The sequence below is a fragment of the Ruegeria sp. HKCCD7559 genome (genome assembly GCF_013110575.1).
GTDB lineage: Bacteria > Pseudomonadota > Alphaproteobacteria > Rhodobacterales > Rhodobacteraceae > Ruegeria.
In genome coordinates this window covers 676,769-689,423 of record NZ_WVQU01000001.1, presented here as the reverse complement: position 1 = coordinate 689,423, position 12,655 = coordinate 676,769, and the positions used below count along the sequence as shown (strand labels likewise).

Here is a 12,655-nt window from a genome sequence, read left to right as displayed (position 1 = left end):
GTGAAGCCAATTTATTTTCTTGTCCTAATGATGCTGCCCTGCTCTGCCGCCGCTCAATCCAGTTGCGGCGGCCAAACCCAGCTTGACGCCAATTTCTGCGCCAAGGAACAATGGGAGGCCGCAGATCGCGAACTCAACCGGCTGTGGGCACAGATCAAACCCGCAGCCGATGCGCGCGGCAACGGCGATGCTCTTCTGGCCGAACAACGCGTCTGGCTGAAGGTCCGAGACGCAACCTGCGACAAGGAATTGTCAGGCGGCGGCAGCGCTGCGCCGATGTTCTACTGGACCTGCATGAAAGAACAGACCGTCGCGCGAAATCAGGCGCTGGAATCCTGGCGCTGACGAGGATCAGGACGCGCTTAAATTACTGATGAAAAAATCGAAACAGGGGATTCACAACCCGAATCACCTGTGACATAGTGTGTTCAGATGCTCGCAAAGGGCACGTTTTTGAGGCTAGTTTTCATACGGCGGTAAACAGAGTGTCCCGTTCCCATCGGCCCGGTTTGGGCTCAATCATCTTTTTCTCGGTGGCTTTCATGCTTGGTGTGTATTTCACCTTTGCCGCCGTACAAGGTGACTATGGCCTGTTTCGGCGGGTCGAAATTGCTGCGGAACGGGACGCCCTGTCACAGGACCTGGAAAAGCTGAACGCCCAAATCGCCGAATTGGAGAACCTGACCCGGCGCCTGTCCGACACCTATCTGGATCTTGACCTGCTCGATCAGCAGGCACGTTCTGTTCTTGGTATGATCCGAGCGGATGAAATCGTGATCCGCTGATCCTGTTTGGGCCGCCGGATATTGTCGGACCATCGTCGCACCGCTTTGCCCGTCGGCTGCGCCACGCCCGCGCGGACGCTGCGTCACATTTCCCCTCGCCAGAAAGCTCCAAATGCTTTATGAGATAGTTTAACGCTAAACTATCTTGCCGAAAGGGGGAGATCGCCACTATGGCTGCGCGAAAAACCACAAAGAAACCAAATGTTTCTGCGGAAGAACTCAAGACATACTACCGCGAGATGCTTCTGATCCGTCGATTCGAAGAAAAGGCGGGTCAGCTTTATGGCATGGGTCTGATCGGCGGGTTCTGCCACCTGTACATCGGTCAAGAGGCGGTTGTTGTCGGGCTCGAAGCGGCAGCACAGGACGGCGACAAGCGGATCACCTCGTATCGTGACCACGGCCATATGCTGGCCTGTGGCATGGACCCGGGCGGCGTGATGGCCGAACTGACCGGGCGCGAAGGCGGCCTGTCCAAGGGCAAGGGCGGTTCGATGCACATGTTCTCGAAAGAAAAGCATTTCTATGGGGGCCATGGCATCGTCGGCGCGCAGGTGCCTTTGGGTGCAGGTCTGGCCTTTGCCGACAAGTACAAGGAAAATGGCGGCGTGACCTTTACCTATTTCGGCGATGGTGCCGCAAACCAGGGCCAGGTCTATGAGACGTTCAACATGGCCGCTCTGTGGGATCTTCCAGTGGTTTTCGTGATCGAGAACAACCAATACGCCATGGGCACAGCGCAGGCGCGTTCGACCTCGTCACCCGATATTTATGTACGCGGCGAAGCCTTCGGCATCCCCGGCGAGATCGTCAACGGAATGGATGTGCTGGCCGTCAAAGCCGCTGGTGAAAAGGCCGTTGCCCACTGCCGCGCCGGCAAGGGCCCTTACATTCTTGAGGTAAAGACCTACCGATATCGCGGCCACTCGATGTCCGACCCGGCCAAGTACCGCACCCGCGAAGAGGTTCAGAAAGTCCGCGAACAAAGCGACCCGATCGAACATGTGCGCGAGCTGCTGCTGACCGGCAAACACGCGACCGAGGATGACCTGAAGGCGATCGACAAGGAAATCAAAGAGATCGTGAACCAAGCCGCCGAATTCTCGAAAGAAAGCCCCGAGCCCGCCGTTGAAGAGCTCTGGACCGACATTTACGCCTGAGAGGACGAATAAGACATGGCAACCGAAATTCTCATGCCCGCCCTTTCGCCCACGATGGAAGAGGGCACGCTGGCCAAATGGCTGGTCAAGGAAGGCGACACCGTATCCAGCGGTGACATCCTGGCCGAAATCGAGACCGACAAGGCGACAATGGAATTTGAAGCTGTCGACGAGGGCATCGTCGGCAAGATCCTGATCGCCGAAGGCAGTGAAGGGGTCAAAGTGAACACCCCGATTGCGGTTCTGGTCGAGGAAGGCGAAGACGCCTCGGCCGTGACCGCGGCTGCACCGGCAGCCGCAGCGGTGACCGAAGCCGCCCCGGCAGCGGTCGAGGCCCCCGCTCCTGCCGCTGCGGCCCCCGCTGCGCCGGTGGTCGACCTGTCGCCCGACTGGCCGGCAGATGCCGAGATGAAATCCGAAACCGTTCGCGAAGCTCTGCGTGACGCGATGGCCGAAGAAATGCGCAACGACGAAGACGTCTATCTGATGGGCGAGGAAGTCGCGGAATATCAGGGCGCATACAAGATTTCCCAGGGTCTGCTGGACGAATTCGGCCCCAAGCGCGTGATCGACACACCGATCACCGAGCACGGCTTTGCCGGCATCGCCGTGGGTTCGGCCTTTGGCGGACTGAAGCCGATCGTCGAGTTCATGACGTTCAACTTCGCGATGCAGGCGATCGACCAGATCATCAACTCGGCCGCCAAGACGCTGTACATGTCCGGCGGTCAGATGGGTTGTCCGATCGTGTTCCGCGGCCCCAACGGCGCCGCCGCGCGCGTGGCTGCCCAGCACAGCCAGGACTATGCCGCCTGGTACATGCAGATCCCCGGCCTGAAGGTCGTCATGCCCTATTCGGCAGCCGACGCCAAAGGTCTGCTGAAATCGGCCATCCGCGACCCCAACCCGGTGATCTTCCTGGAAAACGAAATCCTCTATGGTCGCACTTTCGACATGCCGCAGGTCGATGACCTGACCGTGCCGCTGGGCAAGGCGCGCATCTGGCGCGAAGGCTCGGACGTGACCATCGTCAGCTTCGGCATCGGCATGCAATACGCACTGGAAGCCGCAGACAAGCTGGCCGAAGACGGCATCAGCGCCGAGGTCATCGATCTGCGCACCATCCGTCCGATGGATACCGGTGCGATCATAAACTCGGTGATGAAGACCAACCGTCTGGTGACTGTGGAAGAAGGCTGGCCGCAAGGTTCGGTGGGCAGCTATATCAGCTCGGTCGTGATGCAGGAGGCGTTTGATTACCTCGACGCGCCGGTCATCAATTGCACTGGCAAGGACGTGCCGATGCCCTATGCCGCCAATCTCGAAAAGCTGGCCCTGATCACCACCGATGAGGTGATCGCCGCCGTCAAACAAGTGACCTACCGGTAAGGAGCGACAGACAGATGCCTACAGAAATTCTGATGCCCGCCCTGTCCCCGACGATGGAGGAAGGTACGCTTGCAAAATGGCTGGTTAAGGAAGGCGATACCGTCTCCTCCGGTGATCTGCTGGCCGAGATCGAAACCGACAAGGCCACGATGGAGTTCGAGGCCGTTGACGAAGGCACCATCGGCAAGATTCTGATCCCCGAAGGCACCGAAGGGGTCAAGGTCAACACCGCTATCGCGATTTTGCTGGAAGATGGCGAAAGCGCAGATGATATCGCGGCGACACCTGCCAAGGCCCCCGAGGCGGCACCAGCCGCCGCGGGCAACGAGGCTGCCGCGCCAGCGGCACCCGAGGCGCCCGCCCCTGCCCCGGCCGCTCCGGCCAAGGCGGATGGTGGTCGGATTTTTGCCTCGCCTCTGGCTCGCCGGATTGCTGCACAAAAAGGTCTCGACCTGACGCAGATTGCCGGTTCCGGCCCGCACGGTCGCATCGTCAAGGTCGATGTCGAGGGCGCAACTGCCACCGCTCCGGCAGCGGCTCCTGCCACAGCTCCCGCCGCCGCGCCCGCAGCTGCCCCTGCAGCTCCGTCTGGTCCATCGGCGGATATGGTCGCGCGGATGTACGAAGGCCGCCCGTACGAGGAAATCAAGCTCGACGGTATGCGCAAAACCATTGCCGCACGCCTAGGCGAGGCCAAACAGACCATCCCGCATTTCTACCTGCGCCGCGACATCAAGCTGGACGCGCTGCTGAAGTTCCGTAGCCAGTTGAACAAGCAGTTGGAAGGCCGTGGCGTGAAGCTGAGCGTCAACGACTTCATCATCAAGGCCGTCGCCAACGCGCTTCAGCAGGTTCCAGCCTGCAACGCCGTCTGGGCGGGCGACCGCGTGTTGCAACTCAAGCCGTCGGACGTGGCCGTAGCGGTCGCGATCGAGGGCGGGTTGTTCACCCCGGTTCTTCAGGACGCCGACATGAAATCTCTGTCGGCGCTTTCGACCGAGATGAAGGATCTCGCCGCCCGTGCCCGCGAGCGCAAGCTGGCACCGCACGAGTATCAGGGTGGCACGTTCGCCATCTCGAACCTCGGCATGTTCGGCATCGACAATTTCGACGCCATCGTGAACCCGCCTCATGCCGGCATTCTGGCGGTGGGTACCGGCGTGAAAAAGCCCGTTGTCGGGGATGATGGAGAACTGACGGTGGCGACCGTAATGTCCGTTACCATGTCCGTCGATCACCGCGTCATCGACGGCGCGCTGGGGGCAGAACTGCTCAAGGCTATTGTCGACAACCTGGAAAACCCGATGGTCATGCTGGCTTGACGACCCGAATAATGCCCGTGCCCCGGACAGCCGGAGCGCGGGCAGCCTCAAGTGTTTTCACTGAGTTGAACTTGCGTGATCGGGGCATCGATTGCCCGATGCATCAAGACGCCCCACTTCCTTCCATTGGAAGCAGACGGAAGGCAGGTGCGCGATGCTCTCAAAAAATCTCATTCTCAGCCTGACTGTTTCGGCGTTTCCGGCAGCCATGTCACCTGACTTTGCCTTGGCAAAGCCCAACGGCTATCCGGGTGAGCATTCAAAGTTCAAGCCAAACGATCCGGCCGCGATTGCCCGGCAGAAAGCCGCACAGGACACACGGCAAGAGCTTCGCAAACAAAAACGGGAAGAACGGCGGCGCAAGCGGTTGGACAAACGCGCCAACCGCTCTCGCTGAGCTGCTACTGATCCTTGCCCAGCATATGATCCATCGAGATCGAAGGCTGGTCGCACCCGGCTTCCCCCACGATCTTGGCGGGGATACCGGCGACGGTCTTGCAGGGCGGCACCTCTTGCAACACCACCGAACCGGCAGCGATGCGGCTGCAATGCCCAATGGTGATGTTGCCCAGCACCTTGGCCCCGGCCCCGATCAGAACACCGTCTCCGATTTTTGGATGACGGTCTTCTTCTTCCTTGCCCGTTCCGCCCAGTGTCACCGAGTGCAGCATCGATACGTTGTCGCCCACCACTGCCGTCTCGCCAATCACGATGGAATGGGCATGGTCGATCATGATGCCCTTTCCGATTTTGGCTGCCGGGTGAATGTCGATCCCGAAAATCTCGGACGAACGCATCTGGAAGAAATAGGCCAGATCATAGCGCCCCTTGCGCCACAACCAATGGGCCACGCGATATGCCTGCATGGCCTGATACCCTTTGAAATACAGGATCGGCTGCAACAGCCGATGGCAGGCCGGGTCACGTTCGTAAACGGCCATAAGGTCCGCCCGAGCAGCTTCGAGCAAACCCGGATCGTCGGCATATGCCTCATCCACGATTTCACGCAGAACCATCATCGACATTTCGTTCGAACACAGCTTGGCCGCCACCCGATATGAAAGCGCGCGTTCAAGGCTGCGGTGATGCAGGATACAGGCGTGCACAAGCCCCCCCATGAGGGGCTCTTTCTCGACGGCCGCATGGGCTTCGGATGTGATACGGGTCCAGACCGGATCAACCGGTGTCACATGGCTGCGCTTTTCGAACATGGCTTTGATCCTTTGCTGCGCCTAGAATGCCATTTAGTGGCAAAAAGACCAAACGCAAACCCATGATCGGTCATGTAACGAAAATGAATGAGTCAGAGCGCACCCATTTCGAAACACGAATTCGCGTGCGATTGGTGGAATTGCAGCAGATGTCAGCGTCGGGGCAGCAGGCTCAGGCCGTTGTCGAACTGGATCAACAGGCCGTTGGACGGCTGAGCCGCATGGATGCGCTGCAAAATCAGGCCATGGCCAAGGCACAGCAGGCCAATCGCGATGTGGAAACACGCCGGCTTCTGGCAGCGTTGGACCGGCTTGACGACGGCGAGTTCGGATATTGCGAAGACTGCGGCGAGCGCATTCCGGATGGGCGTCTGAATCTGGATCTGGCCGCCAGCAAATGCGTCAGCTGCGCGTCCGGCTAGCCTGAAATCTGGCAAGCTGGTGCAGAACCATCTCAAAACACTGGCAATATTGCAGATCGTCAAACCCGGGTTCATCGGCCAGGGCCCTGTTTCGTGCAACGGCCATGAGAGAACCATTGCCGTAAACCGGGTGGAGCTTGCCCGTGCGCTCCAAATGCCTGTCGGCCAATTCCGCCTCGTGGATCATCCGCACACACAAAGCCCCCCTGTCCGGCTGCGGCACGGCCAGCAAGGCGCGCGCCGCAGCACTGACATCCCCATGCAGAACCGGCCGCATTAGGCAGCGTGCCCAACCGCAAGACGCGACCAGGCACCCGGTCCGAATACAGCAGATACCTGGGCCACTTCGACCTCATAGCCCCCGGACAGACCATCCGCCGCTTTCATGGCCGTCGAATAGGTCCACCTTGGTTCGGATGTCAGTTCTTCGCGCAGAACGGTTCCGCTCGCAATGACACGGACCAGGTAGGATTCGCTTTCTTCGCCCAAGGGAATCTCCAGCCCCGACCAGTCATCCGCATCCGTTCGGGCACGTCGGATCCACGTAAGCTCATCCCCGGCGGTACCAGACCGAACCCGCATGTGCACAGGCGCATAGGGGCGCAATCCGTTGCCTGCAAACGAGGCAATCAGGTGTTGATAGGACGGATCATCATAGCCGCGGGTCGCAGGCCCAATGCGATAATGTTTGGCAAGACGCCTTTCGTTTCGCAGCAGGCTGATCTGTTGCACCCTGTCATTCAGCAGCACGAATACTGATCCATCCGGCCAGACATCAGGCATCAAAGCGTCTGTTCCCAGTTGACCCCTGAGCCGCCCGGACAACGCGTATACATCCGGGGCCTCGAGCGCCGCGTCAGCGAACTGAAAAACCTCCCAGTTACCGGGTGTTCCGTCACCGATTGCAGCCAGATTGACGCCATTCATCACCGAGCTGCGCGGACGGGATTCCAACTGACCCGTAAGCAGTTTGACCTTCAAGGCAGGGCCCTCATCCCAGACACCGACACTGGCGCGCCTCAGCGGTGTTTCGGTCACGCCGACCACTGCCCGCTGGGCAATGACATCGCTCAGGCGATAGCCATAGTCACTGGACGAGGAATAGACCGTTGCCGCCCCGGGCCATGGATCCCCGGTAACGGCCAGATAGGGCGCATGAGGGGCCTCGGCGCCCGTGATCAAGGGCAGATCCAGAAAAACCGGCAGCACGGGGACCGGCGCCGCATACGGTTTGACCGTTGCCGGGTCGTCATTCAATTCGGACGCCTTGTACACGCCCTGTTCGATCCGGACCGCTTCAACCAGTTGCAGGTCGCCGGATTCCAACCGGTCGATCCGGTACACCGGCCCGGTTTCAGCGTCTGTCAAACGAACCAGATCCCCTGCCCCCAGGTGCATTTGAGACGGCGGAAGCGCAAACCGAACCGTATCGCGGGAAACTCTGGCTTCGCTCAACCAGCGTTCGGCCGTTTGCCTCCCTTCGGTGCGGGTCATGGACAGAGGCATCTCATTTACCGATACGGAATGGGTGCGATCATCGGGCAAAACCGCCTCCTCCGCGACGACGTCATGATCCGCGTCCGACTGAACAAAGCGCAGACGAACGCGCCCGGTCATTTCGGCCTCGGCCTCGCGCCGGTGTTCGACCGTGCCCTCAAGATCGCTGCTGATCGCCAGATGGTCGGGGTTCAAGGCAACTGCGCCGTACCCGTCGCGCATCTGGAACTTCAACACTCCATCCCTTTCGATCGCATCAAACCCATAGCGCAGCATCAGCGGCTGCAAGGCGGAACGGGCGTTCGTCACGTCTTCGATGACATACCCGCGAACCACACCGTACAGACCAGAGACGTCTATATCCGTGACACCTGCACCGTGGCAGATTTCGGTCACCACGGAGGCCAACGTACGAGACCCGGACCGACCGTTCAGCCAGTGCCCTCTGGGATAGTTCTCGCCATCGTCCCACTGGCTTTTCAGGTTCGGAAAGGTCGGAAACGGACGGGTATCCCATGCCCAGACATACACGTTTGCCATGTCCAGCATCGGCGCGCCGTAGATATCCGAGATCGGATTGATCTTCGGATCGCTCCAATAGCCAAGCATCGCCGTCAGGTACTGAACCTGAATGAAGTCGTCGCGCAGCCCGTTTGAATACGCGGGCAACAGCGATTCCGATGACTTCGGGTCCAGGAATTTGTTCGGCTGGTTCGTGCCCTTGTCGATTGCCGCACACCCCAACTCGGTGAACCAGATCGGTTTCGATGCGGGCACCCAATCGGTCGGATTGGATTGACGCACACCTCCGATCCGTTCGTGATGCGGATTCGACCACCAGTTGCGCAGGTCCTTGTATCTCCAGATCCACGGCTCGTCATGCCCCTGATCTTCGATCGGAGTCCTGATCTGCGCTTCCGCCTCTTCCGGAGAGGCGTAGTACCAGTCATACCCTTCACCGCCTTCGATATTGCTGCGAAGGTACCCCAGGTCGTAAATCGAAGGCGCGCCGGCCTCGGCGTCCAGATGGTGTTCACCGTCACGCCAATCGGACAACGGCATATAGTTGTCGATGCCGATGAAATCGATGTTGTCGTCCGCCCAAAGAGGGTCGAGGTGAAAATACCTGTCGCTGGTGCCTTTTGGCTGGTATCCGAAATACTCGCTCCAATCCGCTGCATAGCCGATTTTCGTGTCCGGCCCCAGAATCTGACGCACCTCGGCCGCCAAGGCGCGAAGCTGCGCAACGGCCGGAAAGCCCGAAGCCCCCCTGATCTGGGTCAGGCCACGCATCTCCGACGAGATGCAGAATGACGAAACGCCGCCGGCAGCCTTGCACAGCATGGCATAGTGCAGAATGAAACGCCGCAGGCTCCATTCCTGAGGGCCGGAATATTTGATGATTTCTTTGGCCGTGACGCCGCTGTACCCCAGCAGCCCGCCAAAGGTACCGCCCCCGGAGACCCAAGTTAAACCGGTATCCCCTCTGTCGTCAGGCCGACCACCCGGTCTGGGCCTGACCAGACCACCCGAGCCACCACCGGTGCCGCCCGACCCGTTCGTATCCTGGTTGATCGCAAAATCCTGCGCACGTGCTGTTCCGAAGAACGCGGCGACCTGTGCATCGGCCGATGCCGTCTGGTCCGCGGAACCGGGACGCCCCGGCGCCACATCCAAGGTGATCCGCCCACGCCATGGCAGGTGAGGCTGACTTGACGCATCCGACCAGGGATCAGGCAGCCCGTTCCCCGTCAATTGCTCCATCAGGATAAAGGGGTAAAACATTACCCGCTTGCCGGATTGGTTCAGATGGCGGATCGCCTCGACCACGGCCACATCGGCCGGTGTCCCCCCATAGACCGGGCGGCCGTTTTGTCGCACCACAAGCCCGGCGTCGCTTCGGGCCTGATCAGATACGATCCAGGGCATGTCGCTGCTGTCGATCTCACGCTGTTCGATCTTTGGCCGGATCTTGCAGTGTCCGCATCTCAGGTCATCGCCGAACCACGACACCACCAAAGATGCGGCATCGCAATTGGGCAACTCGCTTTCCAGCGCTCGGGTCGAGGAGACAAGATCCGAGGTGCCGGACGCGGAATATGCGTTGGCAGGCCAGCTCTTGCCAGATTGTGAATAATTCACCTGAGAGCTGGCCAGAGCGTATTCCCCGGTCCCCGGTATCATGGCGACCCCGCGCACGATCTGAGGCAATGCACTGTCGTGATCGGGCATGTCCCGCTGCGTGGGGCGCACAACTTCAAATGAAAACTGCGGCACCCGGTTGCCAAAAGCGCCGAGCGGGAAGTCCTCGATCACGACATAGGCGGTTCCGCGATAAGCCGGAACCGTTCCGGCGCCTTCAATCGCCTCGATCAGCGGGTCCGGCAACTGATCCCACGTGCCATGGTAAACCCGCATATTGAGGCCGGATCGATCTTGTTCTTCTCCATCCGCCCAAATGCGCGCGACATCGGCGATCTCACCGGCGCCAACCGCAATCGCCAGCGAAATCGAGTAACTGTACGTGACGGTAGTCACCTCAGGGGTCTTGGGTTTCCCCTTGCCCCCGCCGCCGCCACCTTCTGTGGTCGTTGCCTGGGTCTCCAGAAAGTCCGAAGCCCAAATGACCTGACCGCCCACACGCATACGGCCAAACACGGTGGTCACCGGGGCACCTTCGCCGGTTTCCGTCAACCGAAACCGATCCATGCGACCGGTTTCGACGACTTCACTGCCACTGCCCATAACGGACTGGTTAAAGAACTTCTGATCAAGGATCCGCCCGACCGTCGCACCAACAGCCCGACCGATAATTGCGGTTGAAAGGCCCGCAACCGTGCCCCCGATCGAACCGCCCAGCGCGGCCCCGGCTGCAGAAAGAAGAATAGTGGCCATCAATGCATCTCCATCGGGAATTCGAAACAGGAAACGATACGGCGGCACCAAGGCCTGCTCAGTGCGTTTTCCACCACGCCGTGGCCGGAATACGCGTGAATAAAGCGGGGTTCGGGGTGCGTGGCACTGACGATGCCCAGATGCTTGGCGACGCTTGCGTCGCGCATCCGAAACAGCAGAACATCCCCCGATGCCATCTTGCCTATTGGTTTTTCGACCAGATGCCGCCTGGCAGCCACCCACATCCGTTCCTCGCCCTGCGGTTCGGACCAGTCCATGCTGTAGGCCGGAACAGATTCAGGTTCCCGCCCGATCACGGCGCGCCAAACGCCGCGCAACAGGCCCAGACAATCCGCACCGGCACCTTTGACCGAGGCCTGATGCACATAAGGCGTTCCAAGCCAATTGCGCGCCTCTGTCACAATATCCTCTCTACGTATCGTCACCGTAAGCTGCCTCCGCTATTGGTTTTGCTTTTCTTGGGAACAGCCATGACCCAGTCTTCGCCTGGAAGATCTGGAAACCCTTGAAAATTCAGAAAGTTGTTGAACTTGAACTGGCAGGTTTCCATGCGCTTGTCGCATCCTGCCCGCAGTTTCACACTGTCGCCGATCGCCAGGCTTGCCCCGAAACCGGACCAAAGCGTGATCTCGCGCCCGGTTGCCGTCTGCCTGTCGTTCTTGATCGAAGACCACAACCCCTTGGCAGAACCGGACAAAACATCCATGCGCCCCCGTTCGAACCAGCCTTCTTCAATGGTCTGACCTCCTGCAACATGCAAAAGGGTGCCGCCATCGAAACCCGAGATCACACCGTTGAACCAATACCCCGGCGTGTCGGTGTTGAACCGGCAGGCCCGATCCCCCAACACAGCCGTGCACGGCTTTTGGTAAACACGCCCCAAAGGGCGGTTCAGCAAGTCGGTCAGGCCACGCAATTCCGCATGGAACGCGCCGCCAGAGCGGCGCAACTCACCTATTGAACCACGGAACTGAAGGATGCGCTGATCCAGATCTGCCCAATTGACCAGCCAGGCGCGCACTTCGGCCCCGTCAAAACGCCCCGCTTCGATATCCTCGTCGCGAATGGCCGCGTCAGACAGGGCGCCCATCGCTTCCGTGTTGTCGATGGACAGGCCCGTGGCCTGCTCGATGGCGGCGGCCGTCAGGCCGGTACTTGCCTTGAAGGTCAACCCGTCAAAACTCAGCTCCCTGTCGTGGTCGGTGAAACCGTATTCCTGACCGTCCGTGCGCTTGATCGCCCAACAGCGGCAGACCGTTGTCAACCCGCTTTGCAGATGCGCGTGCAGGCCCTTGATATCTTCAGCCATCAGATGCGCACCTCGACCACTGGAACGTTCGGTACGTCGCCGGCCTGAAAACTGGCAACGCTGGTCTGGATTTTGTCGGTGTCAAAGCGCACCGGCACGTCAAATTCATAACCCGCGGTGATATCGACCTCTTCCGGCGGCGGGTCCGCAAACGTGACCCTGCCCGTCGTCAGATCAACGTCAAAATCCACGCCCTCGCGGACCTCATCCTGATCCAGCCCCAGACGCACCGTCCCCAATACCGGTTTCACGATGGGGCGCGCATAGCTTACCCCGCCCGATTGGTAGGTCTTGATCAACTGGAATTCGGTGCGTGTTCCGTCGCCTTTCGCGATCACCTGATCTCCGAAATTGATGTCCGCCGTGGCCTTGCCGGATTTGAAATCCGACCAGTCTTTCCAGCGAAAGCCGAACATCTGGCCCTGCCGCGCTTCGAAGAACGAAATCAGTGTCTCGATATCGTCCAGCGACCGCATCCCCAGCCCCGCATCATATCGGCGACGCGAATGGGCCCAGGGGGTGTTGCGCTCTTCAAAACCATTGGCCAGCGTCACGATGTCCGTGCGCCGTTCCGGCCCCCCGACCGAGCCAAAGCTCAGGCTGGCGGGAAATCTCACCTCGTGGAAATTCATCAGCTGCTCCCT

The 12,655-nt window shown here is 60.0% G+C and carries 13 protein-coding genes; 7 read left to right on the top strand and 6 right to left on the bottom strand.

Annotation, left to right across the window (positions count from 1 at the left end; genetic code table 11):
- From GS605_RS03465 to GS605_RS03440, 6 genes are all read left to right on the top strand, one after another.
- Window positions 1-345 (top strand): lysozyme inhibitor LprI family protein, encoded by a 345-nt coding sequence (locus tag GS605_RS03465; RefSeq protein WP_171723069.1) that lies wholly within the window; start codon window positions 1-3, stop codon window positions 343-345.
- 140 nt (window positions 346-485) lie between these two features.
- Window positions 486-785 carry a septum formation initiator family protein gene (locus tag GS605_RS03460; RefSeq protein ID WP_171115419.1) on the top strand — a complete coding sequence of 100 codons (300 nt, stop codon included), beginning with the start codon at window positions 486-488 and terminating at the stop codon, window positions 783-785.
- Between the two features lie 170 nt (window positions 786-955).
- Window positions 956-1,945 (top strand): pyruvate dehydrogenase (acetyl-transferring) E1 component subunit alpha, encoded by a 990-nt coding sequence (gene pdhA / locus GS605_RS03455; RefSeq protein WP_171115415.1) that lies wholly within the window; start codon window positions 956-958, stop codon window positions 1,943-1,945.
- Window positions 1,946-1,960: 15 nt separating this feature from the next.
- Window positions 1,961-3,334: a pyruvate dehydrogenase complex E1 component subunit beta gene (locus GS605_RS03450; RefSeq protein WP_171631707.1), complete on the top strand. Its 1,374-nt coding sequence runs from the start codon at window positions 1,961-1,963 to the stop codon at window positions 3,332-3,334.
- A 14-nt stretch (window positions 3,335-3,348) separates the two neighbouring features.
- Window positions 3,349-4,656, top strand: coding sequence for a pyruvate dehydrogenase complex dihydrolipoamide acetyltransferase (locus GS605_RS03445; protein ID WP_171723068.1), 1,308 nt, complete (start codon window positions 3,349-3,351; stop codon window positions 4,654-4,656).
- A gap of 154 nt (window positions 4,657-4,810) precedes the next feature.
- Window positions 4,811-5,053 (top strand): hypothetical protein, encoded by a 243-nt coding sequence (locus tag GS605_RS03440; protein ID WP_171723067.1) that lies wholly within the window; start codon window positions 4,811-4,813, stop codon window positions 5,051-5,053.
- 4 nt (window positions 5,054-5,057) lie between these two features.
- On the opposite strand, the gene cysE is transcribed toward GS605_RS03440, so the two are convergent.
- The gene (gene cysE, locus GS605_RS03435; protein WP_152458304.1) at window positions 5,058-5,867 is read right to left on the bottom strand and encodes a serine O-acetyltransferase; all 810 of its coding nucleotides are present in this window, start codon (window positions 5,865-5,867) and stop codon (window positions 5,058-5,060) included.
- An 83-nt stretch (window positions 5,868-5,950) separates the two neighbouring features.
- Here cysE and GS605_RS03430 point away from each other — a divergent pair, with 83 nt between their 5' ends.
- Complete coding sequence (locus GS605_RS03430; RefSeq protein WP_171631697.1) at window positions 5,951-6,289, top strand: TraR/DksA C4-type zinc finger protein; 339 nt, start codon at window positions 5,951-5,953, stop codon at window positions 6,287-6,289.
- Here the strand turns inward: GS605_RS03430 and GS605_RS03425 are convergent.
- From GS605_RS03425 to GS605_RS03400, 5 genes are read right to left on the bottom strand one after another with little or no spacing between them, the layout of a single operon-like run.
- Complete coding sequence (locus tag GS605_RS03425) at window positions 6,270-6,566, bottom strand: hypothetical protein (protein ID WP_152458306.1); 297 nt, start codon at window positions 6,564-6,566, stop codon at window positions 6,270-6,272. The two genes, GS605_RS03430 and GS605_RS03425, sit on opposite strands and share 20 nt — an antisense overlap.
- Window positions 6,566-10,681, bottom strand: a complete 4,116-nt coding sequence (locus GS605_RS20995) for a glycoside hydrolase/phage tail family protein (RefSeq protein ID WP_253283234.1) — start codon at window positions 10,679-10,681, stop codon at window positions 6,566-6,568. Before GS605_RS20995 ends, GS605_RS03425 begins: the two co-directional genes overlap by 1 nt.
- Window positions 10,681-11,127: an NlpC/P60 family protein gene (locus tag GS605_RS03410; RefSeq protein WP_171723066.1), complete on the bottom strand. Its 447-nt coding sequence runs from the start codon at window positions 11,125-11,127 to the stop codon at window positions 10,681-10,683. The genes GS605_RS20995 and GS605_RS03410 overlap by 1 nt, the downstream gene beginning before the upstream one ends.
- Entirely contained in the window at window positions 11,124-12,011 is an 888-nt protein-coding gene (locus tag GS605_RS03405) for a DUF2163 domain-containing protein (protein WP_171723065.1), read from the bottom strand. Before GS605_RS03405 ends, GS605_RS03410 begins: the two co-directional genes overlap by 4 nt.
- Window positions 12,011-12,643, bottom strand: coding sequence for a DUF2460 domain-containing protein (locus GS605_RS03400; RefSeq protein WP_171723064.1), 633 nt, complete (start codon window positions 12,641-12,643; stop codon window positions 12,011-12,013). The genes GS605_RS03405 and GS605_RS03400 overlap by 1 nt, the downstream gene beginning before the upstream one ends.
- Window positions 12,644-12,655: the final 12 nt, after the last annotated feature.

Excerpts from the sequence above, each read along its gene's own strand:
- GS605_RS03425 (WP_152458306.1), bottom strand. The coding sequence starts at position 6,566 with ATGCGGCCGGTTCTGCATGGGGATGTCAGTGCTGCGGCGCGCGCCTTG.
- GS605_RS03405 (WP_171723065.1), bottom strand. The coding sequence starts at position 12,011 with ATGGCTGAAGATATCAAGGGCCTGCACGCGCATCTGCAAAGCGGGTTG.
- pdhA (WP_171115415.1), top strand. The coding sequence starts at position 956 with ATGGCTGCGCGAAAAACCACAAAGAAACCAAATGTTTCTGCGGAAGAA.
- cysE (WP_152458304.1), bottom strand. The coding sequence starts at position 5,867 with ATGTTCGAAAAGCGCAGCCATGTGACACCGGTTGATCCGGTCTGGACC.
- GS605_RS03450 (WP_171631707.1), top strand. The coding sequence starts at position 1,961 with ATGGCAACCGAAATTCTCATGCCCGCCCTTTCGCCCACGATGGAAGAG.
- GS605_RS03445 (WP_171723068.1), top strand. The coding sequence starts at position 3,349 with ATGCCTACAGAAATTCTGATGCCCGCCCTGTCCCCGACGATGGAGGAA.
- GS605_RS03440 (WP_171723067.1), top strand. The coding sequence starts at position 4,811 with ATGCTCTCAAAAAATCTCATTCTCAGCCTGACTGTTTCGGCGTTTCCG.
- GS605_RS03430 (WP_171631697.1), top strand. The coding sequence starts at position 5,951 with ATGAATGAGTCAGAGCGCACCCATTTCGAAACACGAATTCGCGTGCGA.
- GS605_RS20995 (WP_253283234.1), bottom strand. The coding sequence starts at position 10,681 with ATGGCCACTATTCTTCTTTCTGCAGCCGGGGCCGCGCTGGGCGGTTCG.
- GS605_RS03400 (WP_171723064.1), bottom strand. The coding sequence starts at position 12,643 with ATGAATTTCCACGAGGTGAGATTTCCCGCCAGCCTGAGCTTTGGCTCG.